Here is a 20,095-nt window from a genome sequence, read left to right as displayed (position 1 = left end):
ATTCCTCGATTCAATCTCACAATTCCATAACACAAATGCAGAGTTTTTTATTGCTGACATTGCTTTTTGGTTTCATCACTATGGACAACGCCCGGTCGCAACCGTTTAATCCGGCTCCAGTTACTGCTTCAATGCAGACCCTCTCATTTCGACTCCGGCCGGGTCAGGACTTGAAAAAAGAGTTAGATGAACTTGTTCGTCGCCAGCGAATTGGAGCAGGCGCTATATTGACTTGCGTGGGTAGCCTGACGGACGTAACACTACGATTAGCTAACCAGGATGACCCTAGCGTATGGCAGGGTCACTTCGAGATTGTTTCTTTGGTAGGGACACTATCCGTCAACGGAAGTCACATACATTTATCCGTGTCTGACTCCACAGGCCGAACCCTCGGTGGGCATCTGCTCGAAGGGTGTAAAATCTATACAACGGCTGAGCTGGTTGTTGGTGTGATGCAAGATATCACCTATGTCAGAGAACCCGATCCAACCTTTGGTTACCGTGAGTTAGTAATTCGAAAACGAAGCCGAAAGTGAGAGGCTCCACTATCGATTGTTCATGGGATAAAATGCCAACTACACGTATTTTGGCGAATGGTTAAGAATAGCATTATAATACCCTGGAGGATGCCATACCACGCGTCATAGTTGGGTAAGTAATTAAGTTTACTCTCAAACGGATGACTACCGTGAAAATGTTGAGCATAAAAAAGAGTCGTCTAAGCAATTAGACGACTCTTTTTTATGCTCAACATAAATTAATTCCGTTTGCTCATTTCGTCGCGAATCTTAGCTGCTCGTTCGTATTCTTCATTACCAAGCGCTTCTTCGAGCATCCGCTGTAATTCTTCAGAAGATGCATTCTTCAACTGGTCGCCGAACGAACGGGATGATGAACGGCTCGACGAACGTACTAGTTCTTCCTGCTCTTCATCTTCATCAGTACCACTGGCCGTGATGCCTGCTTCCGAAAGAATTGATTCATTGGTGTATATCGGTACATCAAACCGGATACCGATAGCAATGGCATCGGACGGGCGGGCGTCAATAACTGTTTCCCGAACGCCATCGAAGCAAACAATTTTCGCGAAGAATATACCTTCGCGCAAATCGGAGATCATGATTTCACGTACCGTGAATTTAAACTGTTCCGCAAACTGCTTGAACAAGTCGTGCGTCATCGGCCGGTTGGGCACAATCTTTTCTATTTCAATAGCAATGGCCTGTGCTTCAAACATGCCAATAATTATTGGTAACCGGCGGTTACCATATTCTTCGCCTAAGACCAGCGCAAACGAACCCGATTGCGACTGACTGGGCGACAGTCCTAATATTTCCAGCTTAATCTTGTCCACGGCGCGAATTTAACAAAAAGTAGTCAGTTGGACAGCCAGTAAGTCGGTTAGTTAATCAGTAAATATCAATCGCTGACCAACCGTTTGACTGTCCAACTGCCCACTTATAATGCCTGCACCGCCTTGGTAAGACGCGGTAGCACATCGAACACATCGCCGACGATACCATAATCCGCTGACTTAAAAAACGGGGCTTCGGGGTCTTTGTTAATAACAACAATTACCTTCGAGGAGTTTACGCCCGCCAAATGTTGTATTGCTCCTGAGATACCACAGGCAATATAAAGATTTGGGCTAATCTTAATGCCTGTCTGGCCAACGTGTTCAGAGTGAGGCCGCCAGTCTAAGTCAGAAACGGGCTTAGAACAAGCTGTAGCCGCGTGCAGTGCTTTGGCTAAATCCTCAACAATACCCCAATTTTCTGGCCCTTTCAGACCGCGGCCTGCCGATACCACAAAGTCTGCTTCGGGCAACAAAATATCGCCAGATGATTTCTCGGTGCTTTTTACGGAAATAACGAAGTCACTATCGTTCAAAGCGGGAGCAAACGATTCGACCGTGGCCGTAGCTTCCGTCTCTTCCGGTGTAATAGTATTTTTTTTGATAGCCAGAATTTTAACGTCGGCTTTCAGATCGTTAAAGGCAAATGCTTTACCCGTGTAAATGCTGCTCTTGACGCGAAAACCGTTGGATAAATCCGGTAACTCGATCACGTTAGCGGCTAAGCCAGCTTTTAGTTTTCCGGCCAGACGGGCAGTCATAGCATCACCCAATGAGGATTTGGCCAGTACAATTACTTTAGAACCTTCCTGTTGAGCAGCCGCAGCCACCACGGTAGCATACGCCATGCCGTTGGGTTCATTAAGCTTGGCCGGGCCGCCGTCGCGGTCAGTAGCGTGCAGAACTTTGGCAGCTCCAAAGCGACCAGCCGAAGCTAGTTCGCTTTCGTCGGCCTGACCAATAATAACGGCCGTAGCAGACGTACCTGTCATTTGGGCGACCTTCGCGCCGTAGAAAATAGCCTCCTGTGAGGATTTCTTAATCTTGCCTTCGTCTAATTCGGCGAATATGAGAACTGACATTTTATGAGAAGTTATAGAGTTGTAAGGTTGTAATGTTGTACAGTTTCGCTGCTCTGTTCATCAGCTTAGTACGGCTGAGCAACTTCAGAACTATATGACTTTACAACCGCCCCGGCGGTCCGGTTTAGAACTCGTTGTTAAATAACTTTAGCTTCGGTGCGCAGGAGTTGAATAAGCGTTTCGGCTTCTTCGGCTTTAATCATCTTCACAGCGCCACGTGGGGCTGGAAGTTCGTAGCCGCCGACGGTTGTGAGCTTGTCGGTGCCGATGGGTTCAACAACTTTGAGCGGCTTGGTCCGCGCCGTCATGATACCCCGCATGTTCGGAATTTTCCATTCGGCGATGGGTTCCTGACAACCGAGTACCAGCGGCAATTTCGCTTCTAGTTCTTCTTTGCCACCTTCAATTTCGCGAGTGATTTTGGCAGTATTACCGTCAATGTCGAGCAGCATAACAGGCGAGATCGAGGGTACTCCCAGCATTTCGCCAACAATGCCATGAACTTGACCACCGTTGTAGTCAATCGACTCGCGACCCATCAAAATCAGGTCGTAGTTATTTTCTTTCGCAATGGCGGCAATCTGTTCGGCCACAAAATAGGCGTCGGTGGGTTCAGTATTTACCCGAATGGCGTCATCAGCGCCAATTGCCAGGCATTTACGAATAACCGGCTCAGAATCGGCTTCTCCTACGTTAAGTACTGTTACACTGGCCCCGAGTTTTTCTTTTAACTCAACGGCCCGCGCCAGGGCATAGTCGTCATAAGGGCCAGTAATGAAGGTTACACCAGCTTTATTTAACTTGGTGTTATTGTCTGTGAAGGCAATTTTGGTGGTGGTGTCGGGCACACTCGTCACACACACTAAAATTTTCATTGGCTATGCGGTTTTAGTTAGTGGAAATCGGTTCGTTACCGACCAATTTTACGGAGCAAAAGTACAAACACTCTTAAATAAAGTATGCATGCATACTATTTTTCTTGCTGAATGAATAACGAACGCATCCAACAATTAATTCGATTTGTACAGGAAGAACCTGGTGAACCGTTCAATGTTTATGCATTAGCCATGGAATTCCTGAACAACCAGCCAGAACAGGCACGTCAGTACTTCGATCAGCTGTTAGTCGAATTCCCGGATTATCTGCCGACGTATTATCATGCTGCAGCTCTTTACGCTGACCTTGACGAGCGCGAACGGGCTGCTGAGCTGTACGAGAAAGGAATTACTTTAGCACGAGCCCAGACTAATCAGAAAACGCTTCAGGAGTTGCAGCGCGCCCAGCAAGCGTTTGAAGACGATGACGATGAGTGGTGAAGGGGTGTGTGGCAAAGGACTAAGGGCAAAAGATTTTACTTTCCAGGCTCATAGCCCCAAGCCCTACACCCTCTGCTATCTACGCTGGCGTTTTTTCTTTTGCTGCACCAACTCCTGCTTGAACAACAGAGGAACTGTTGCCTGCTCAGGAATTGAGTAGCTGACTGATAGGTATTTGGCACTTGTAATTTTGGGCAGGTAAACGAAACCACGTACCGATTCGCCGGGAGCCAGGGTGTTTGCTTTGAGGGCCAGCTCGCGCCAGCGATATTCTTCGTAATCGAACCGCTCCATTCGATTGGCAAAGGTGCTATAGTCGATGGCTCGCTTCACCGCAATGCCCTGATAGGCCAGATTGTGCGTCACTCGGTTGTTGACGTATTCGCCATACGAACGACTCTTTCCTGATGACGATACGTCGGAGGCAATGACGGCTACCATCAAAATTGTGTTAAAGACCTTCGCTCGCTTCAACCGTTTTTCTTCGGCTTTTCGCTTCCTACTTACACGGCCTGCTTCGTAGGCCGGATCGGCAGCATTCCGCATGAGCAATAGACTAGTGTTGAGCGGATCGGTCAGCGTATCCTGGGATGCTCCGAGAGCTACAAAATGAAAATCGGCGGGATTGACTTCTATTGGGTGATCCGTTCGGTTTTTAACTTCAACATCAAGCGTGACAAACTCCATGTCCTCGCGCTCGAAGGAAGCTACTACACCCACGCCATTACGTTCGGCTTTGGTAACTGGCCGCCCGTCAATCGTTGCCAGATCACCCGAAACGGGTTCAAGCTGGTAGGTGGTCACGGTAGGAGCGCAACTGCCTAGAACGCCTGCGGTGAAAACAACGCTTATAAATCGGTATAGAGTAGATAATGTTTTCATAGCTCACATGGTATAAGTGAGGTAAGTTACTCGCTGTCAGTTGTAAAGGTACGTATGAAAAAGATGTAAGCGATTAGAATCATACTATGTTTTTACAGACGGCAAAAAGACGTTACCAATGAATAAATAGTATCAAAATCATGACCAATTACTAAAAACATTTGCTGGTGGGGGCTTGAAAAACTACATCTTTGATAGACATAGATGTACCGGCCCCGGGAACGTACTGATGTTTCTTTGCCCGGGGCTTCTTGCCTGGAAATCATAGTGCTTTGATCCACGGAAAATAAAAAGCTTTGCTTTCCTGATACCCTTTGTACTGGATAAGGCGACCAACCCCTAACAATACGATTAATGTTGGTATAGTTGAAAAGATTTTGGCGGTCTCTGACCGTTTAATCAACTTTTAGTATAGGCTATGCAAAAGCTTTTGATTGTTGATGATCACCGCCTGTTCGCGGAAGGAGTTAAATTCCTGATTGAGCACACGACTAATTACGAAGTTGCTGGCATTGTCTATACTGGTCAGGCGGTAATTCCCTTTTTAGCCCGCCATGAAATTGATGTACTGCTGCTGGATATCAACCTACCAGATATTTCGGGTTTTGAGCTACTAAAACCAATCCGACACCTTTACCCTCGTACGAGGATATTAGTCCTGTCTATGCTGCATGATGCACACTCAATCGAACGTATGATGGAGGCAGGTGCTTCGGGATATTGTATAAAAAGCGCTGGTCAAGATGATTTATTCAGCGCAATTGAAACAGTAGGTAACGGAGGTATTTACCTGCCTTCGGCTTACTTCAAACTACGTAAGGAGCCTAAAGTCAGCGAAGATAGGTTGTTAACGGATCGGGAAACTGAAGTCATTCAGTTCATTAGCCAGGGAAGAACAACCAACCAAATTGCTTCGACACTTTTTTTAAGTAAGCGAACGGTAGAAACGCACCGAAAAAATATTTATCGGAAGTTAGGCATTCACACCAACGTTGAGCTTACGTTGTACGCCAAAAGCCATCATCTCATCTGAACATAAAATGGCTCGCTGTACAATCATTGTCTTGCTTGTGGCTGCTTATTCCGCGGCTGCCGAAACGTCGACGAGTGATCGTACAACGCCCTACTTCTTCGAACATTACACGCAAACAAACGGTCTCTCGCAGGGAAGCGGCTATGCCACAACAAGTTTTGATGGGTTTAGATGGTTTGCCACTCAAGATGGCTTAAATCGTTTTGATGGCTACAACTTTACTGTATTCCGGGCTGGTGGTGGGCGTAGCGTGAATGCTAATTTTATTCAGGCATTGCTGACCGATAAAAGCGGCCGATTCTGGGTCGGTACAACCAGAGGATTGAATCTCTATACTGCCAAGCGCGGTGGGGCGATGTGCTTCGATAAGTTCAGTACTGTTTTCAGTGTAAACCATCTTGTTGATACCGCTTCTATCGAAAAATTACTTGAAGATAAGAAGGGTGGGGTCTGGATAATGACCGATGAGCAAGGGCTGTATCGTTTCAATCCCCAGACCAGGCAAGTTAAGACGTATTTACAGGGACGTAACGCCCTGGCGGGCTTTACACTGGCACCTGATGGCACCGTCTGGGTCGCTACTGATCGGGAAATATATTATTTCGATCCTGTTCAGGATCGGCTACAGCCCATAGGGGTGGAAGCACGATACAAGCTACCTGCCAGGACAATTCTGCGCGCCCTCGTGTTTGATACCGCAGGTCGTTTATGGATTGGGACGTACGGAACGGGGGTATTTGTAATCGAGAATCCACGTCAGCCGCTAGCCATTCGTCACTATACAGAGGGGAACACTAATCAACACCTGAGCAGTAATGATGTAGTCTGCTTTTTACGCGACAAAGCAGGCAGAATCTGGATTGGCACTCGTACCGGCGGAATTTCGATTTATGACCCTATCCAAGGCTCTTTTTCGCAGATCAGGCACACTGATAACAACCCCCGCAGTTTAGGGGAAAACTACGTTTTGTCTTTCTATGAGGATGAGCAGTCAAACGTCTGGATAGGCCTCAGTGGAGGAGGTATTGACAAGTACGATCCCCGGAAATACTCGTTCCACCAGCTGAAACATGACACCGACCGGCCACTGACGAGCCTGGCCGACAATATGGTTTTTTCAATCCTGGAGCATAACAATGATTTATACATTGGCACCCAGACGGGGGGCATGAATCAGTACTCGTTCAAGACAAATCAGGTAAAAACGTTTTTACCTGACCTTAAGAACCCCAACAGTATTTTGCACGGGCAAGTCTACGATTTGTCTGCCGACGCTGGTGGTCGTATCTGGTTAGCTACGGGTAAAGGCTTGTGCTCGTTTACGCCCGTGAACGAATCGTTTGTTGCCTATCCGTACGACAAGGCAAGTGATTTAATGTATCTCTACACCGTACAGGTGTTACGTAATCAAACAGAAGTCTGGACTGGAGGTCATCAAGGGTTGGCTCGGTTTGATGTACTAGCCAGGCGTTGGAAAAGCTGGACCGATGTACCCGCGCTGGCTGCCATCTCTAATTACGTGATTCGCCTGATCCACGAAGACAGCCAGGGCCATATCTGGTTAGGCACCTTTGGCCACGGCTTGATTCGGTATGACCCTGTAACCAAGAAGAGTATAGCCTTGGGCGAGAGACAAGGCCTGTTGTGTGCCAATATTTTTGGCTTCCTCGAGGATAACGAACTCCTCTGGGTCGGTACGGACTGTGGACTTTTTGGCTTAGATAAAGCGTCGCTGACCGTACGTCAGCACGTGTCAACGCAAGGGAAGAAGGCGACCTTCAGGCTTCCAAATGACGTAATCTATGGCATCTTAAAAGATGACAAAGGGCTTCTTTGGCTGAGCAGTAACAAAGGCTTAACCTGCTTTTCCCCCGAAAAAGGAGTAATCAAGAATTACGACATAAACGATGGGTTGCAGAGCAACGAGTTCAATACAAATTGTGCGTATAAACGAGCCGATGGTACGTTGTTTTTCGGGGGCGTAAACGGCATTAATTTCTTCAGACCAAATGAGCTGAAACATAACGCATTTGTGCCCCCGGTTCGCATCACGAACGTAACGGTACTAGACAGTACGTATGCGCCTAATCAGGACAAACTACTGCTGCGTCATGACCAGAACTTTATAACGTTTGAATTTACCGCACTGAATTTTTCGAATACCGAGAAGAATCAGTACCAATATCGGCTGGAGGGCATCGACAAAGACTGGGTAGACGCTCAATATCGACATACTGTCAACTACACAAAGCTGCCGTCCGGCGAATACATGTTCCGGGTAAAAGGTAGCAATGATGATGGCGTTTGGAATGAGCAGGGAGCCTCTATCCTGATCGTGATAAAGCCGCCATTCTGGGGAACCTGGTGGTTTCGGCTATTACTCATTGTTTTACTGATTGGTGGGCTTTACGGTATCTATTGGTACCGAATTCGTATGCTGAAGCTCCGTCAGGTGCAGGAATTAGCGGTATCAATCAGAACGCAGGAACTTGAACGGCAGCGATTGGCCAAAGAATTGCACGATGGAGTTGGCGCTAATCTGGCGGTGCTAAAAATGTATTTGAATGCGCTTGGTACGCCAACTCTGTCAATTGAAGAACTTAAAACGCGCTCGGCAGCTATCCTCAAGGCATCACTCGATGATATTCGGAGCATCATTCATGATATACATCCACGTAGCCTCGCTGAGTCAGGGCTGGTGCTTACAATTGCTGATCTGGTGGAACTCATGAATGAAAGTAAGCACCTGAATGTCATGTTCGACACGCAAAATGTACCAGCCAAACTACCCGAGAGTATAGAAATTAACTTGTTTCGGGTCATACAAGAGCTACTTCAGAATGCGTTGAAGCACGCCAATGCCAGTACGATCTGGCTCTATCTTCGGTGTAATACCAATACCCTTTCATTGACATACCGCGATAATGGTCGGGGCCTGGATATGGTTTTAGTTGATCGGTTATCGGGTAACGGCCGGGTGAACATGCGTCAGCGAATAGCTTTGCTGAAAGGTACCTGCCATATCGACTCTGTTAAGGATCAGGGCACTACCGTTGACATTGTGGTTCCCTTGGCTGGGTAGTCTGCTTCATTTTTGATGAGTTTGCGTAGAACTACCTAACGAAATACCAATATATTGGTATTTACCTCCCTCTACTTTACGCTGACCTTTGGCTTAATAAAATCGTCAATTCACGATGAAGTCAGCGAAGGATTATAAAGCTCTTATCTGGCTGATTATCTCGATCCTGGCCGCTGTTATCGCGGTGGCAGGACTCCTATTGATTTAAAACTGTGCGCTTTTTCGGTGTGTATGCAGTAACAACTATTTAAATTCTCATAATCATGAAGGGGTATCAAAATGACTATCTGAGCGAATTTGAGCAGGAGTTCGAGATGGATAGTGAGTCGACCGAAAACTACAATGAATTTGAATTGGTAAACGACGAGTCGGAGATTGAAAGCGAGTGGGAGACCGATTCGGAATTTGAAGCCGACTTTGGCGTCGACAGCGAAGCTGATTACCTGTCTGAATTTGAAACCGACAGTGAATATGAATCGGACAATGAGTTCGAGAATACGCCGGAAGGTCGATACGAAGCTCGCTTGTATGAAATCTTTACGAACAGTTACGAAAACGAATTTGAGTTCGAAAACGATTTCAACGAGGTTATGCACGAAGTTGAGCGTGATTTCTTCTGGAGTAAACTGAAAAAGTTTGGTAAGAAACTGGCTCCATTGGCCAAGACAGCCCTGGGAGCTATACCCGGTGGCGGTAACCTGATGACGGCTATTAAGCAGGTGACTAAAGACCCCCGGGGCTTGCTGAAAACGCTAGCCATGAAATTTGGCCCACAAGCGTTGAACGCTGTCGTACCTGGAGCTGGCTTAGCGTTAGGGGCGGTGCTAGGAAGTCAGGAAATGGAAACCGACGATGCCGCCCGGCAAGCTGCTCGGGATACCGTTGCTTTAGCTAAAGAAGCCTACACCAACTTCGCCGAGGAGATTAGTCGAACAAATTTCAGCCGCAGCTTACCACAAGCGAGAGGGCAAATGAACCAGGCGGCCAAAAATGCCTTTAGAAAAGCGCAACGAACGGTTCGGCTTGGGGCAGCAACGGCCAGATACAAACGCGTCGACCGCAAGGTAAAGGACACCCATGATGGTCTGTATAAAATCGTGACCATTACGTACAAACGTGTGTGATCGTAGCCGCTGAAACGTCTTACTCTGTAGTCACTACCATTGTTGTGGAAACCTTGCCAAAAACATCGAGCCGAATCAACGCGTCGCTACTGTTGAAAATAGACTCGCTCAGAACCCGGGCGCGGTTGTTGATTAGCCTGCGGAAGATGCTCTCGCTGCAACCGCATCAAGACATTTCGGCCGAGCAGTGGGAGGTGCTTGAATCGCAGTTAAGCACGGTTTCAAACAAGATAAGGCAGCAATTACGCCTTTACACCGATAAGTACTTTTCGGAGCGAAACGATCCGCTCATCCGGCAGACGCTTGTTAATCGACTGGGCGAACTAGAGGTTGAACTCACTACCGCCTACGGTTTCTATGATACGTTCATGGATATTCTGACCCAGCGGCTGAGCAACGATATTGGCCCGTTGCTGAGAGGCTGCGATGCTATTGCGGCTCATGCGCTCCAGCGAGGTAACATCTCCGATATTACGGTGCCTCCTCTGGTGTATTGCGACCGGGGCTTTGGGGCCTCAGTGTTGCGCGAAGGGGTTCGTATCAATCAGAACACGCCGAACCCAATTCCGGTCATTGCCATCCCTTACAGCCGAATCAACGAAAAATACAACCTTATCTCTATTTTCCACGAAGCCGGGCATCAGGCAGTCGTTAAACTCAACATGGTTGAGCTGTGGCAACAAGTGCTTTACGAAGCGTTAAAAAAAGCGGGCGCTACGCCCTTGCTTTGCAATCTGTACGCCAATTGGTCGAAAGAGATTGTGCCTGATTTTTGGGCGTTTTGCCTGTCGGGTATGGCTCAAACGTGTAGTGTACGCGATGTACTCATTCTACCGGCCAGCATGATGTTCAGCGTTTCGACCATCCAGCCGCACCCGCCTTCGTACCTGCGCTTCCTGCTGTCGACGGACTGGTGTCGGCAACTATGGGGGCATGGCGACTGGGATGCCTGGGAAGAGGAGTGGGTACGTTTGTATCCGTTAGGAGGCCTGGACGAAACCACCCGTCAATTAATAAAGGAAGCCAGGCAATGCATACCGGTCGTCAGCAAAGCTTTGCTGATGACTCGGTTCAGAAAGCTGGGCAATAAACCCATAACGACGCTATTCGCTCTTAATACGTTAGCCCCGTCTACGCTCAAAAGCATGGCGACGATGCCGGGCACAAGCACTGACCAATTCAAGAAGCAACCCATTGGTGTTCAGTTAGCCGTTTTTCGACTCATGCGCGAAAAGCGAACTGTCAGGCAAGCGGATATTGATCAGCGAATGGACGAGTGGTTGAAAAATCTGGTACAGAAGTGAATCGTAAACCCGTATAACATTTAAGATAATGGCAAAGCTATTTCAGGAGCCGAAGAATACATTCTTTTGGAATAATATACAGACTTGGGCAATCAGGAGTCAATACAATGAGCTTTTAAATCGCGTCTTACTGGAATACGCCAATCAATACGGCTCCGGCATACCTCCTTTTCTGAACAAGAATTATTGCTTATCGATAGGCTTATGCACGGGCGGTATCATCTACAAAAATGCCCTCGACGAAAAAAATGATTTAGGTACGACCACCGCTATTGCAAACGCTAAAGCGACGCTCGTGGCTAAACAAGACTATTTGGGTAACGCTAAGCTAGATTTACAAAATGCCAAAAATGCCTTGTTAGGTTTCGGAAACGGCAGTAAGGCGACCAGTAAAGCAAGGGAGTTGGCCGAGCAGGAAATCATCGGGAAAGAAGACGCCGTGCAAAAGGCACAAATAGCTGTTAGACAGGCCTATTATGAGGGGTGCTACGATGCAGGGCCGGCTGAATATCATATAAGCCCGGTTTTCCTCTACGAGCGCACCACATCGATACCACCGAATCAACTACCACCAACGTTAGATATCTCGTTCCGAACAAATGGCCTGACCGTGGGGGCGGTCATGTGGCTGTACTACTACGAACGAATGGGTGTTTTTAAAATACTTGGTGCGTTGATGGACGATTACAATTATCGGGGCAAATACACCATCTCGGGTAGTCGGTTCGACGATAAAGCCGTTGCCATTGCGTATTCGGAGCTGATGGATATGATCTGTACGCTGCATCGCCTGGGCATAAGCTCAAACCTACGCGACCGAATCTGTACGTATCAACGGGTGCTGGGTGTATCGATCGAGAATAACCTGGGGATTGAGAGTGAGCGGAACACCGGTTTTATGAACACCTTCAATAAGCTGATCGACTACATGCTGGAGTATTATAAAACTAAGCAGTTAGCACAGGCTATTCAGGCGCAGACGGGCAACATTTTACCCCGGTCGTCAGTAGCGACGCAAACATCCATCCGTGATACGATGAATGTGTTGAAACAGCAATTTGAACCTTTTCAATACGGCCGTAACCAGATCAATACGTTTCTGGGCATTGCCATGGTGCACGCTACGCTCTGTCTGGTCAACATGCTGAAAGCCGAGATTGGCATTCCGACGCAGTATGACAAACCCGAAGAGTTTATACCGGCGGCTTACGATATTCTGGTTGGCAAACGCTCGCCCACGCTAAATGAAAGCAACCGGTTCATTGTCTACGACAACTGTGCGTCGTACGGCTATCGCCTGTTAACCGACATTGAAACGTCTGATCTGACGCAGCTGACCACAATAGCGACTGGCTCCACGCTGGATGTCTGGCTCAACGATGTAGAAGGACTGGTAGAAGGCTACCGTAACGCCTACGGCACGGTACCCGAGAAGGTTGCGGCCATTGTGTAGTTGCCTCAGAAGCAAGCCCGTTTAACTAATTTCACTTACATCCATGATACAGCGCGATCTTCTGTTTAATGAACTTCAATCGCTTCTATTCAGCTCAGAGTTGGAATTTGAGGTGAAGAAGCCAGTAGTTGGGCGCATTGCCTGGTCGAAAGGTGTTCTTAATGAATGGCGAGGGACCTCGCTTCCCGATGATAACCAATTGACAGATGAGTATAAAAAAGTCCTCACCCAATTTCAGTCATCCAATAAATTAGGGCAAACGGGCAAGCTGGACTTTAAAACAGAAAGAGCGCTGCTTGAACAAAGTGCATTGAGTCGTGCAGGCTCGTCAAGTAGTAAAGTCAGTCAGGTATTAAACGAAGCAAAAACAAAGCTAGAAGACTGGACTGATAAAGCGGTCATACCGGCAGCCAAAAAGAACCTGATCCTAAATACGTTCCGTGACCCACGGCAACTTACGGCGCTTGTTTTGCACCATATGGCGTATAAAGTTAAAGATAATAAAGGCGCATACAGTAATCCCGAAAAGTACGTGGGGGTAGGTGCTCACTTCTGCATTATGCTTGATGGGCGTATCATGCAGCATCATCCTGTATCCAGATTCATCTGGCACTCGAACTGTACGAGCCTAAGAAGCGTAGGGGTTGAGTTTGAAGGTAATTTTCCGGATATACAAGGTCGGTGGTGGTACCCTACCGATAAAAAGACAGGAAAGAAAATCAAAATAAATGAAGATACACCAACGCAGGCTCAGTTTGAGTCTGGCCGTTTTTTATTGACATACTTAAACGCAATTCTTGACCTGAAACACGTATTAGCGCATCGTCAAAGCAGTAAAGATCGTGAAAATGACCCAGGACCTGCTATCTGGTTTAACGTTGGCGAATGGGGAATGAAGAACCTGGGGTTGAGTGACGGAGGAGCCAGCTACAAATGCGGAACTGGTAACCCAATACGACCCGAGTGGAGGAGACAACAGCCAGAAAACAAAAGCAGTACAACCCGTGATATAGGCGAGCAGTCGGTACAAACAGATAGTGATCGTGTACTGAAGAACCGGCGCTTTGCTGAGACGTTAGGCTGGGGAAAATACGTTAATCAACTGAATGATATTGTACTGCCTTACTCTGGTTTATCGAACGTAAGCCTTGGCGAAGAAGCGTTCGCCAGGGCTTTGGCAGGGTGGCAACGTAGTAAGGGGCTTCAGGATGATGGGGTTTTAGGCCCAAATACATGGACGATGCTCAAAAAAACGATGGGCTTAGTGGTTAATGCGCCAAAGCACTCCGTGACAACGTCGATGCCTGATCGATTTCGGGTATTAGTGCCTGATTTAACCAAATACCGCGGAAATTGGCCACTTGATTTTCTATTGGCCTGGATTAAAAAAGAGTCGGACGGAAGCATCAAAAGCCATACATCGCTCGATGAGCGTGGCTACTTTCAATTGCACCCTGATGAATCCAAAACGCTACAAATTGACCATCCTAGATTAAGTGTAGACCGTGATTACTCGATTCAGGCAGGTATTCAACTGGTGAATCTTAGAGGAAAAAGTGCGGCAAAATATGCGGCCATACTAGGGGTACCAACTAACGGAGAAGTTTATTTGGCTCTAACTAAACTAATGCACTGGCTGCCCTACGGTGTTCAAAACATCGTTGAGGTTATGAAGAAAAAAGGTTTTGTTCCAACAAGCTGGGAGTCATTCAAGGCGTTTTGCGCAGCTAATAGCGCTGAAATCCAGGCCGGTATTAACCGGAAAGGCCGATGGCCCCTGGCAAATGGCATAAAGAACACTGACGACGTTTTAAAATATGCTAAGGAGTTCAAGCAGTTTGTATGATTGTGGTTAGTTTTTATTTACATAAGTGAAAATTGTTATATTTAATCCGAAGTTTTATAACCAAATTCACTATGAAGTCATCTACTGCCGTAATTCTAGCACTTAGTATTGGCCTGACAACAGAAACTATTGCGCAAAGTCAGGTGATTACCCCCGATAATCAGGTGGTTAGTTTTCAATCGACCAATGGTACCACTAACCTATTTATTGGTCAAAGTACAAGTGCAGTAATGGGCGGTACTTATAACACATTCATGGGTAGTCAGTCTGGACAGAGTAACACGACTGGTTCTTATAACACCTATTATGGGTATAAAGCGGGTTTCCCAAATACAGTAGGTAGTCATAACACATTTATCGGCTATGAAGCCGGCAAAACGAACACAGGTGGTGATGATAATGTATTTATCGGCTTTAACGCCGGACAATACAATCAGCGGGGCAGTCGTAACCTTTTCATTGGGCCTAATGCCGGATTTGACGGCACAGATGGCCAGGACAATACCCTGCTAGGAGCCAACGCCGTTGCTGTAGGTTTAGGGCTATCAAATGCAACAGCCGTGGGGGCTAACGCCCGTGTTTTAAGCAGTAATTCGTTGGTCTTAGGCAACAACGTTAATGTTGGTATTGGTACATCGGCTCCGCAGAATCGACTTGAACTTGCTGCGGGTGAAGATGGACGTAGTGGACTACGGTTGACTAATATGACCGCCAACTCACCTGCCTCCGAATCGACCGTTGGTAAGTTTTTGACTGTTAATGATAAAGGCGATGTAACCCTGGCTCGCCGGTTATCGGCGGTTGCTATGCAGGTGCAGCCAGCATCTGAGCGGCAATGGGCCGATTACGTTTTTGCATCAACGTATCAACTACAACCGCTGTCAGAACTAGAACGATATATTCAGCAGAACAAGCATTTACCGGGTATTCCGAGCGCTGGTGAAATGGTGAAACAGGGCGTTGATCTGACAACCCTGCTGGCTGCGCTGGTGAAACAAAACGAAGAGCTGACCCTTCGCCTGATTGAGCAACAGAAACGTATAGAGCAGTTAGAGCATAAAGTAAGCACAAAGAAATAATAAAAAGAATAGACCTAATTCGGCTGCATACTGGTTAGGTCTATTCTTTTTATCGAGCTGTCGATACCGCCAGCCACACATTCCAGCCACCTAAAATTGCGGTGACTAATACGACAAACCCCATTGCTATGTTTTGAGCCGGTGAGTTATGGTGTTGCCCCAAGAGGTTGCGGTTGTTAACCGCCATAAACAAAAACACGGTTACAAACGGCAGTAGAATACCATTAATAGCCTGCACGGCGACAATGACCGGAATGGGCGTTACGTTGAGCAGCCCAAACGTTAAGCCTGTAGCAAGGACCATTAACCAGATGCCCCGGTAAGCCACGGAGTTAGACCGGATGCCGAGCAGACTTTTGGCTGTGACCGCAGCCGCCAGCGGGGCCGTCAACGATGAGGCAAATCCGGCCGCAAACAGGCCAAAGGCAAACAAGGTGCCTGCCCAGGGGCCAAGCCGGTCGCTCAGAACCTGCGCCATGTGAGGGTAGGAGAAATCATTGGGAATAAGCAAGCCTGCCAACAGTAAAACGACCGAGATAATACCCCCAAGGACAACCGCTACCCAGATACCCAGTCGCATTTCGCTCAATGACTGAGAGGACGTGCCTACGGCCGCCGTGGATTCGGCGGCCGTAGGCACGATGCTCGAGCCGAAGAATAAGTTGTAAGGCACGATGGTTGTGCCAATCAGGCTGTTAATGAGTAGGAGAGATCCTGATGGAAAGGCAGGTATGACCAGGGCTTTGGTTAAGGCGATGGGTGTGACGGGCGTGCCGAAAGCTACGTAAACGAAAGCCCCGCCCATCAGGAAAACAACTAACCCCAGCATATTAGCCAGGCCTTGCGTAGAGCCAAGCCAAAGCAGAATAATACAGACGAGACCAAAGCCAACCGTTAAAGTTGGTATGGGCCAGCCGGTTAGTAAGGCCAATCCCGACACTGCACCAAGAATATTACCGGCCTGATAGGCTGCACAGCCCAGAAAGATGGCCAAAAATAGTGCCCAGGCAATTATTCGGCCTTGTGGCCCGGTGTACGTCCTGACGATGACTTGTCCCAGATCCTGGCCGGTGGCGATGGTGATGCGGGCAGCTGCTTCCTGCAGCCAGACGGTGCCCAGCGTAGCGAACGTTAGCACCCAAAGCAGTTGTAAACCATAGGTAGAACCAGCGATGGCACAGGCCGTAACCGAACCGGGTCCAATAAAAGCGGCTGAAATGACAGACCAGAATAAAACGGTACCAAGACCGGCACGAAAGGAAAGGGATTTGGGCACGGGTAAGAACGATAAATTAGGAATGATAAATGATGAATATAAGCTAAAGTAGACGATCATTCCTAATTCTAACTGATCAGGCGGGTGCCGGGCCGGGTGTCGAAAAACGCAGCCGTTTGTCGCGGGCGAACCCACCAGCGTACATTAATGCACCCCCCATCATGTTCATGGCCCGAAAAATATTCTGCAAATCCTGCTGGTTCTGTCCAGCGTCAGGGATGTGAACAATGGCAATGACCAACAATAAATACAGGGTAAACAGTAAGGCGGCCAGTTTGTCAAACTTCCCAATGAGACCGCTGATGATGAACGCCAGGATGCAGATGCCCGTGAAATAATTTAAGAAGTACGGGAATGGCATGTACTTTGGGATAAACTCTTTTACGCCGAAGTCGGCCAACGCGAAATGCAGGAATACGTAAAGTGACAGGGAAAGTAGAAATAACCATCGACCTGCTGCAATGATCTTGTTCATAGTCGTATTAGCTTTTGGTTAAACTTCAAAGGGTAAAATACGCCTGACTTCTACGCTGCCTTGTGAGTACTTCAGGATCGGGCAGCTTTTGCTAAAGGCAATAGCTTCTTCAAGACTGTCGGCCTTACAGATCAGATAGCCAGCCACCAGCTCATTGATGGCCTTGTAAGGTCCTTCGGTCACGCCCTGGTTGCTAACCACCACACCGGCATAGTCAATGGGTTTAGAGGAAACCAGCTTCCCCTGCCTGGCAATATCACCCATCCACTGCTGCCACTTAGGCATGTCGTCCTGCATATCCTGTGGCGTTGTGATGTATTGGCCGTTACCGCCGATGTTCCGCAATAAAAGCATAAACTCTTTCATGGATGTTGCGGATTAATTGGTGGCGTAATGATGGCGTTGGTGAACGACTTTGCCGTCTTCCCAGCGTTGTACGGTAATCTGGGTGTAGTGCCTTCGCCCCCAATCTTTGTGAGTGAAGTCGTATAGCCACTCGCTGACAGACGTATTATCCGCTACGATTACTGTTTTGAGTTCAGCTGATTGGTTGGTGACAGAATTCAGGAAGTGCTCCATCGCTTCTCGCTCGGCTTGTAAGCCGATCATCGGAGCCTGCTCGTTCTCGTAGTTGAGTAACGATTCGTGGTAAAATTGGTCGAATGCCTCGGGGTAACGGAATTGAGCCACCAGCGTGTTGAGGGCCTGAACTCGCTCGTTCAAAGTTTGCATAGTTGTGTGATTGTTTGGTAGTTAATAAGTCAGATATCTATGCAAAATTGGCCGTTTTGCTTTGCTTGGCTCTTGATAAAAGTCAAGGTTTTCAGCGTTTTGCTTTGAGTCGGCTGTAAGTTTCAGGAGAGATACCGAGGTATGACGCGATGAGTTTACTGGATAGCCTGGTAAGCAGTTTAGGTTGGTAGGCATGCATCCACTGCATGCGTTCGAGAGCGTCCATGGCAACAAACGAATTAAGGCGAAAAACGGAGTTGACGTAAGACTGTTCGATAATCTGCCGATAGATCTGCTCAAAAGGGGGCACTGTCTGTACCATCTTCTGGAAATTGTCGAAACCAATGGCCAGCAGGTAACCGGGTTCAACGGCGCGGAGGTTCTCATTAGCCGGAAGCTGATTGCCGAAACTAAATAGTTCGGTAACCCAGTTGTTTTCCGTTACAAGATCCCGCGTACTTTCGTCGCCATTGCTATCGTAGGTAAACACCTGAACACACCCTTTTGCCACGAAATAACACCATCGGCACACATCGCCCTGGCGCAATAACAACTGGTTGCGTTTCACCCTAACAAGCGTAAAATGGTCGAGAACGCTGGCCAATTGTTCATCGTTGGGGTTAATACGTCCCCGGATGTGTTGTTCTAAGACGGCTATCATGTTTTAGGTGGTTAGAAACGGTAGGGTAAACGATGAAGCTCAACTTACATATATTTCTTAATAAAATAAGCGAGTTAATGCTATGTGCGATCACTTCAAAACCGGCATGAATGATTGCCGCCGTTGAGCCGGCAGGAGTAGGTTCCTGTTGCGACATGGTTCATTCAGCGCCGGTTAGCCAAGAACGAGCTGATGCTTACACCCGCAGAGTGCTATCGGAACCTCCTTACTGAACGGTTTAAAGTAGTTGAGCGAAGCCTACTGCGTCGGATTGTGGCGTATGTGGGTGTTGTGTTAATGGCTCATTGCTACTCTTTTGTACGAGAAGTACCGTTTCAACTCATTTATAGGCTTCTCGAAGGCATACCACGATAAAGAAGCTAAACCTAATAAGACAAGCAGACTAAGTAATCGGTGCGACCAGTAGTCTAGGGTCAATGGTATACCTACGTAGTTCACTATACGTAAAAGGAACGGCACCAGATAGCCTGGGACAATCATGTGAAATACATAGATACCGTAGCTGATACGACCCACGTATTGCAGCGCCCTGTTGTTCAGTAATTGTCCGCCTGCGCCTTTGACACCTATACTGGCCCACGCAATGATGTACAGCGACAGGACAGAAATGAATAGCCGTTGGCATAAAACAACGAAGAGGTGATCACTAGGCAGCAAAAGCAGACCAATAAACCCCAACAGGGCCAACCCTGCGGCTATTGTTAGTTGTCGTACAAAACGGGATATAGCTTCCGGGCGTTCGGTGACAACATAAGCCCAGAGCGCTCCTAAACCAAACGCGTCCAGACTAGCGGGTGTTAGCACCCCGTCGAGGTCATCGTGGGCGTAACAGTAACCGCGAAAGGCGACCCCCAGGCAAATCATTGCCAAAACTAACCACCGAAATGCTTTTCGCGGGGTTAGTAAGACTAGCCACGGCCAGACCAGATAAAGCTGTTCCTCAACGGCTAATGTCCAGAAAGGGGAAAGTAAATCAGACCAGTTACCGGTTTGCTGTAGCAGAATATTATAACCGTAAAAATAATAGTATAGAGGGTATTGATCGATGTCGGATACCTGTGGAAATACAAGCAGCGTAAAGGTAATTACCAAATAATATAGCGGAAAGATTCGTAGAGCCCGTCGGACGAAAAAGTTGCCGTACGTATCGATCAACGTGCTTTGATGCGCATTGACCTGATTGCGGCTGTTAAGCAAAATTCGGCTGATGAGAAATCCGCTAATGACAAAAAAGATCATAACGCCAATGGTCCCATTCGGTAGCCGATTGATGCCCTCTCCAATCGGGAACCAATGGTAGACAATCACCAGCAGGACCGCAAACGTCCGCAGGGCATCTAGTTGAGGCATGTATCCACCAGGAACTCTGATCATT

19 protein-coding genes are annotated in these 20,095 nt (G+C 47.7%); 9 read left to right on the top strand and 10 right to left on the bottom strand.

Annotated elements, in window-relative coordinates:
• Nucleotides 1-35 precede the first annotated feature (35 nt).
• The gene (locus ACFSUS_RS00435) at nt 36-536 is read left to right on the top strand and encodes a PPC domain-containing DNA-binding protein (RefSeq protein ID WP_381517519.1); all 501 of its coding nucleotides are present in this window, start codon (nt 36-38) and stop codon (nt 534-536) included.
• Nucleotides 537-757: 221 nt separating this feature from the next.
• Here the strand turns inward: ACFSUS_RS00435 and ACFSUS_RS00430 are convergent, their stop codons facing one another.
• The 3 genes from ACFSUS_RS00430 to ACFSUS_RS00420 form a co-directional block, all read right to left on the bottom strand.
• Complete coding sequence (locus ACFSUS_RS00430; protein ID WP_381517516.1) at nt 758-1,354, bottom strand: bifunctional nuclease family protein; 597 nt, start codon at nt 1,352-1,354, stop codon at nt 758-760.
• Nucleotides 1,355-1,458: 104 nt separating this feature from the next.
• Complete coding sequence (locus tag ACFSUS_RS00425) at nt 1,459-2,436, bottom strand: electron transfer flavoprotein subunit alpha/FixB family protein (RefSeq protein WP_381517514.1); 978 nt, start codon at nt 2,434-2,436, stop codon at nt 1,459-1,461.
• A 137-nt stretch (nt 2,437-2,573) separates the two neighbouring features.
• Nucleotides 2,574-3,311 (bottom strand): electron transfer flavoprotein subunit beta/FixA family protein, encoded by a 738-nt coding sequence (locus tag ACFSUS_RS00420; RefSeq protein ID WP_381517511.1) that lies wholly within the window; start codon nt 3,309-3,311, stop codon nt 2,574-2,576.
• Nucleotides 3,312-3,422: 111 nt separating this feature from the next.
• On the opposite strand from ACFSUS_RS00420, the gene ACFSUS_RS00415 reads away from it, so the two are divergent.
• Complete coding sequence (locus tag ACFSUS_RS00415; RefSeq protein ID WP_381517508.1) at nt 3,423-3,752, top strand: tetratricopeptide repeat protein; 330 nt, start codon at nt 3,423-3,425, stop codon at nt 3,750-3,752.
• 75 nt (nt 3,753-3,827) lie between these two features.
• On the opposite strand, the gene ACFSUS_RS00410 is transcribed toward ACFSUS_RS00415, so the two are convergent.
• Nucleotides 3,828-4,634: a hypothetical protein gene (locus ACFSUS_RS00410; RefSeq protein ID WP_381517504.1), complete on the bottom strand. Its 807-nt coding sequence runs from the start codon at nt 4,632-4,634 to the stop codon at nt 3,828-3,830.
• A 418-nt stretch (nt 4,635-5,052) separates the two neighbouring features.
• Between ACFSUS_RS00410 and ACFSUS_RS00405 the strand changes: the two genes are divergently transcribed.
• The 7 genes from ACFSUS_RS00405 to ACFSUS_RS00375 all read left to right on the top strand — a co-directional run bounded on the left by ACFSUS_RS00405 (nt 5,053) and on the right by ACFSUS_RS00375 (nt 15,555).
• Nucleotides 5,053-5,667: a response regulator gene (locus ACFSUS_RS00405; RefSeq protein ID WP_381517502.1), complete on the top strand. Its 615-nt coding sequence runs from the start codon at nt 5,053-5,055 to the stop codon at nt 5,665-5,667.
• A gap of 7 nt (nt 5,668-5,674) precedes the next feature.
• Nucleotides 5,675-8,749: a sensor histidine kinase gene (locus ACFSUS_RS00400; protein ID WP_381517500.1), complete on the top strand. Its 3,075-nt coding sequence runs from the start codon at nt 5,675-5,677 to the stop codon at nt 8,747-8,749.
• Between the two features lie 263 nt (nt 8,750-9,012).
• Entirely contained in the window at nt 9,013-9,873 is an 861-nt protein-coding gene (locus tag ACFSUS_RS00395) for a hypothetical protein (protein WP_381517497.1), read from the top strand.
• Entirely contained in the window at nt 9,870-11,177 is a 1,308-nt protein-coding gene (locus ACFSUS_RS00390; protein ID WP_381517495.1) for a hypothetical protein, read from the top strand. Before ACFSUS_RS00395 ends, ACFSUS_RS00390 begins: the two co-directional genes overlap by 4 nt.
• Before the next feature lie 28 nt (nt 11,178-11,205).
• Nucleotides 11,206-12,630: a hypothetical protein gene (locus tag ACFSUS_RS00385; RefSeq protein WP_381517492.1), complete on the top strand. Its 1,425-nt coding sequence runs from the start codon at nt 11,206-11,208 to the stop codon at nt 12,628-12,630.
• Between the two features lie 43 nt (nt 12,631-12,673).
• On the top strand, nt 12,674-14,476 hold the full coding sequence (locus ACFSUS_RS00380; RefSeq protein ID WP_381517489.1) for a peptidoglycan recognition protein family protein: 1,803 nt from the start codon (nt 12,674-12,676) through the stop codon (nt 14,474-14,476).
• A gap of 71 nt (nt 14,477-14,547) precedes the next feature.
• Nucleotides 14,548-15,555: a hypothetical protein gene (locus tag ACFSUS_RS00375; RefSeq protein ID WP_381517486.1), complete on the top strand. Its 1,008-nt coding sequence runs from the start codon at nt 14,548-14,550 to the stop codon at nt 15,553-15,555.
• Between the two features lie 49 nt (nt 15,556-15,604).
• Here ACFSUS_RS00375 and ACFSUS_RS00370 read toward each other — a convergent pair whose 3' ends face one another.
• The 6 genes from ACFSUS_RS00370 to ACFSUS_RS00345 form a co-directional block, all read right to left on the bottom strand.
• On the bottom strand, nt 15,605-16,831 hold the full coding sequence (locus ACFSUS_RS00370) for an NRAMP family divalent metal transporter (RefSeq protein ID WP_381517483.1): 1,227 nt from the start codon (nt 16,829-16,831) through the stop codon (nt 15,605-15,607).
• A gap of 76 nt (nt 16,832-16,907) precedes the next feature.
• On the bottom strand, nt 16,908-17,306 hold the full coding sequence (locus ACFSUS_RS00365) for a hypothetical protein (protein WP_381517481.1): 399 nt from the start codon (nt 17,304-17,306) through the stop codon (nt 16,908-16,910).
• 18 nt (nt 17,307-17,324) lie between these two features.
• Complete coding sequence (locus ACFSUS_RS00360; protein WP_381517478.1) at nt 17,325-17,672, bottom strand: YciI family protein; 348 nt, start codon at nt 17,670-17,672, stop codon at nt 17,325-17,327.
• Between the two features lie 12 nt (nt 17,673-17,684).
• Nucleotides 17,685-18,038 carry a nuclear transport factor 2 family protein gene (locus tag ACFSUS_RS00355; RefSeq protein ID WP_381517475.1) on the bottom strand — a complete coding sequence of 118 codons (354 nt, stop codon included), beginning with the start codon at nt 18,036-18,038 and terminating at the stop codon, nt 17,685-17,687.
• 91 nt (nt 18,039-18,129) lie between these two features.
• Nucleotides 18,130-18,699 carry a Crp/Fnr family transcriptional regulator gene (locus tag ACFSUS_RS00350; protein ID WP_381517472.1) on the bottom strand — a complete coding sequence of 190 codons (570 nt, stop codon included), beginning with the start codon at nt 18,697-18,699 and terminating at the stop codon, nt 18,130-18,132.
• Between the two features lie 294 nt (nt 18,700-18,993).
• On the bottom strand, nt 18,994-20,094 hold the full coding sequence (locus ACFSUS_RS00345) for an acyltransferase family protein (protein WP_381517469.1): 1,101 nt from the start codon (nt 20,092-20,094) through the stop codon (nt 18,994-18,996).
• Nucleotide 20,095 lies beyond the last annotated feature (1 nt).

This window comes from Spirosoma soli (assembly GCF_042684525.1).
Lineage (GTDB): Bacteria > Bacteroidota > Bacteroidia > Cytophagales > Spirosomataceae > Spirosoma > Spirosoma soli.
The sequence above is the reverse complement of the archived record's forward strand: the minus strand, read 5'-3'. Positions and strand labels throughout refer to the sequence as shown.

Bases quoted from the DNA above. Each gene is read 5' to 3' on its own strand.
- ACFSUS_RS00400 (WP_381517500.1), top strand. From the start codon at position 5,675: ATGGCTCGCTGTACAATCATTGTCTTGCTTGTGGCTGCTTATTCCGCG.
- ACFSUS_RS00410 (WP_381517504.1), bottom strand. From the start codon at position 4,634: ATGAAAACATTATCTACTCTATACCGATTTATAAGCGTTGTTTTCACC.
- ACFSUS_RS00345 (WP_381517469.1), bottom strand. From the start codon at position 20,094: ATGATCAGAGTTCCTGGTGGATACATGCCTCAACTAGATGCCCTGCGG.
- ACFSUS_RS00355 (WP_381517475.1), bottom strand. From the start codon at position 18,038: ATGCAAACTTTGAACGAGCGAGTTCAGGCCCTCAACACGCTGGTGGCT.
- ACFSUS_RS00350 (WP_381517472.1), bottom strand. From the start codon at position 18,699: ATGATAGCCGTCTTAGAACAACACATCCGGGGACGTATTAACCCCAAC.
- ACFSUS_RS00420 (WP_381517511.1), bottom strand. From the start codon at position 3,311: ATGAAAATTTTAGTGTGTGTGACGAGTGTGCCCGACACCACCACCAAA.
- ACFSUS_RS00375 (WP_381517486.1), top strand. From the start codon at position 14,548: ATGAAGTCATCTACTGCCGTAATTCTAGCACTTAGTATTGGCCTGACA.
- ACFSUS_RS00395 (WP_381517497.1), top strand. From the start codon at position 9,013: ATGAAGGGGTATCAAAATGACTATCTGAGCGAATTTGAGCAGGAGTTC.
- ACFSUS_RS00385 (WP_381517492.1), top strand. From the start codon at position 11,206: ATGGCAAAGCTATTTCAGGAGCCGAAGAATACATTCTTTTGGAATAAT.
- ACFSUS_RS00425 (WP_381517514.1), bottom strand. From the start codon at position 2,436: ATGTCAGTTCTCATATTCGCCGAATTAGACGAAGGCAAGATTAAGAAA.
- ACFSUS_RS00415 (WP_381517508.1), top strand. From the start codon at position 3,423: ATGAATAACGAACGCATCCAACAATTAATTCGATTTGTACAGGAAGAA.
- ACFSUS_RS00360 (WP_381517478.1), bottom strand. From the start codon at position 17,672: ATGAAAGAGTTTATGCTTTTATTGCGGAACATCGGCGGTAACGGCCAA.
- ACFSUS_RS00435 (WP_381517519.1), top strand. From the start codon at position 36: ATGCAGAGTTTTTTATTGCTGACATTGCTTTTTGGTTTCATCACTATG.
- ACFSUS_RS00380 (WP_381517489.1), top strand. From the start codon at position 12,674: ATGATACAGCGCGATCTTCTGTTTAATGAACTTCAATCGCTTCTATTC.
- ACFSUS_RS00365 (WP_381517481.1), bottom strand. From the start codon at position 17,306: ATGAACAAGATCATTGCAGCAGGTCGATGGTTATTTCTACTTTCCCTG.
- ACFSUS_RS00405 (WP_381517502.1), top strand. From the start codon at position 5,053: ATGCAAAAGCTTTTGATTGTTGATGATCACCGCCTGTTCGCGGAAGGA.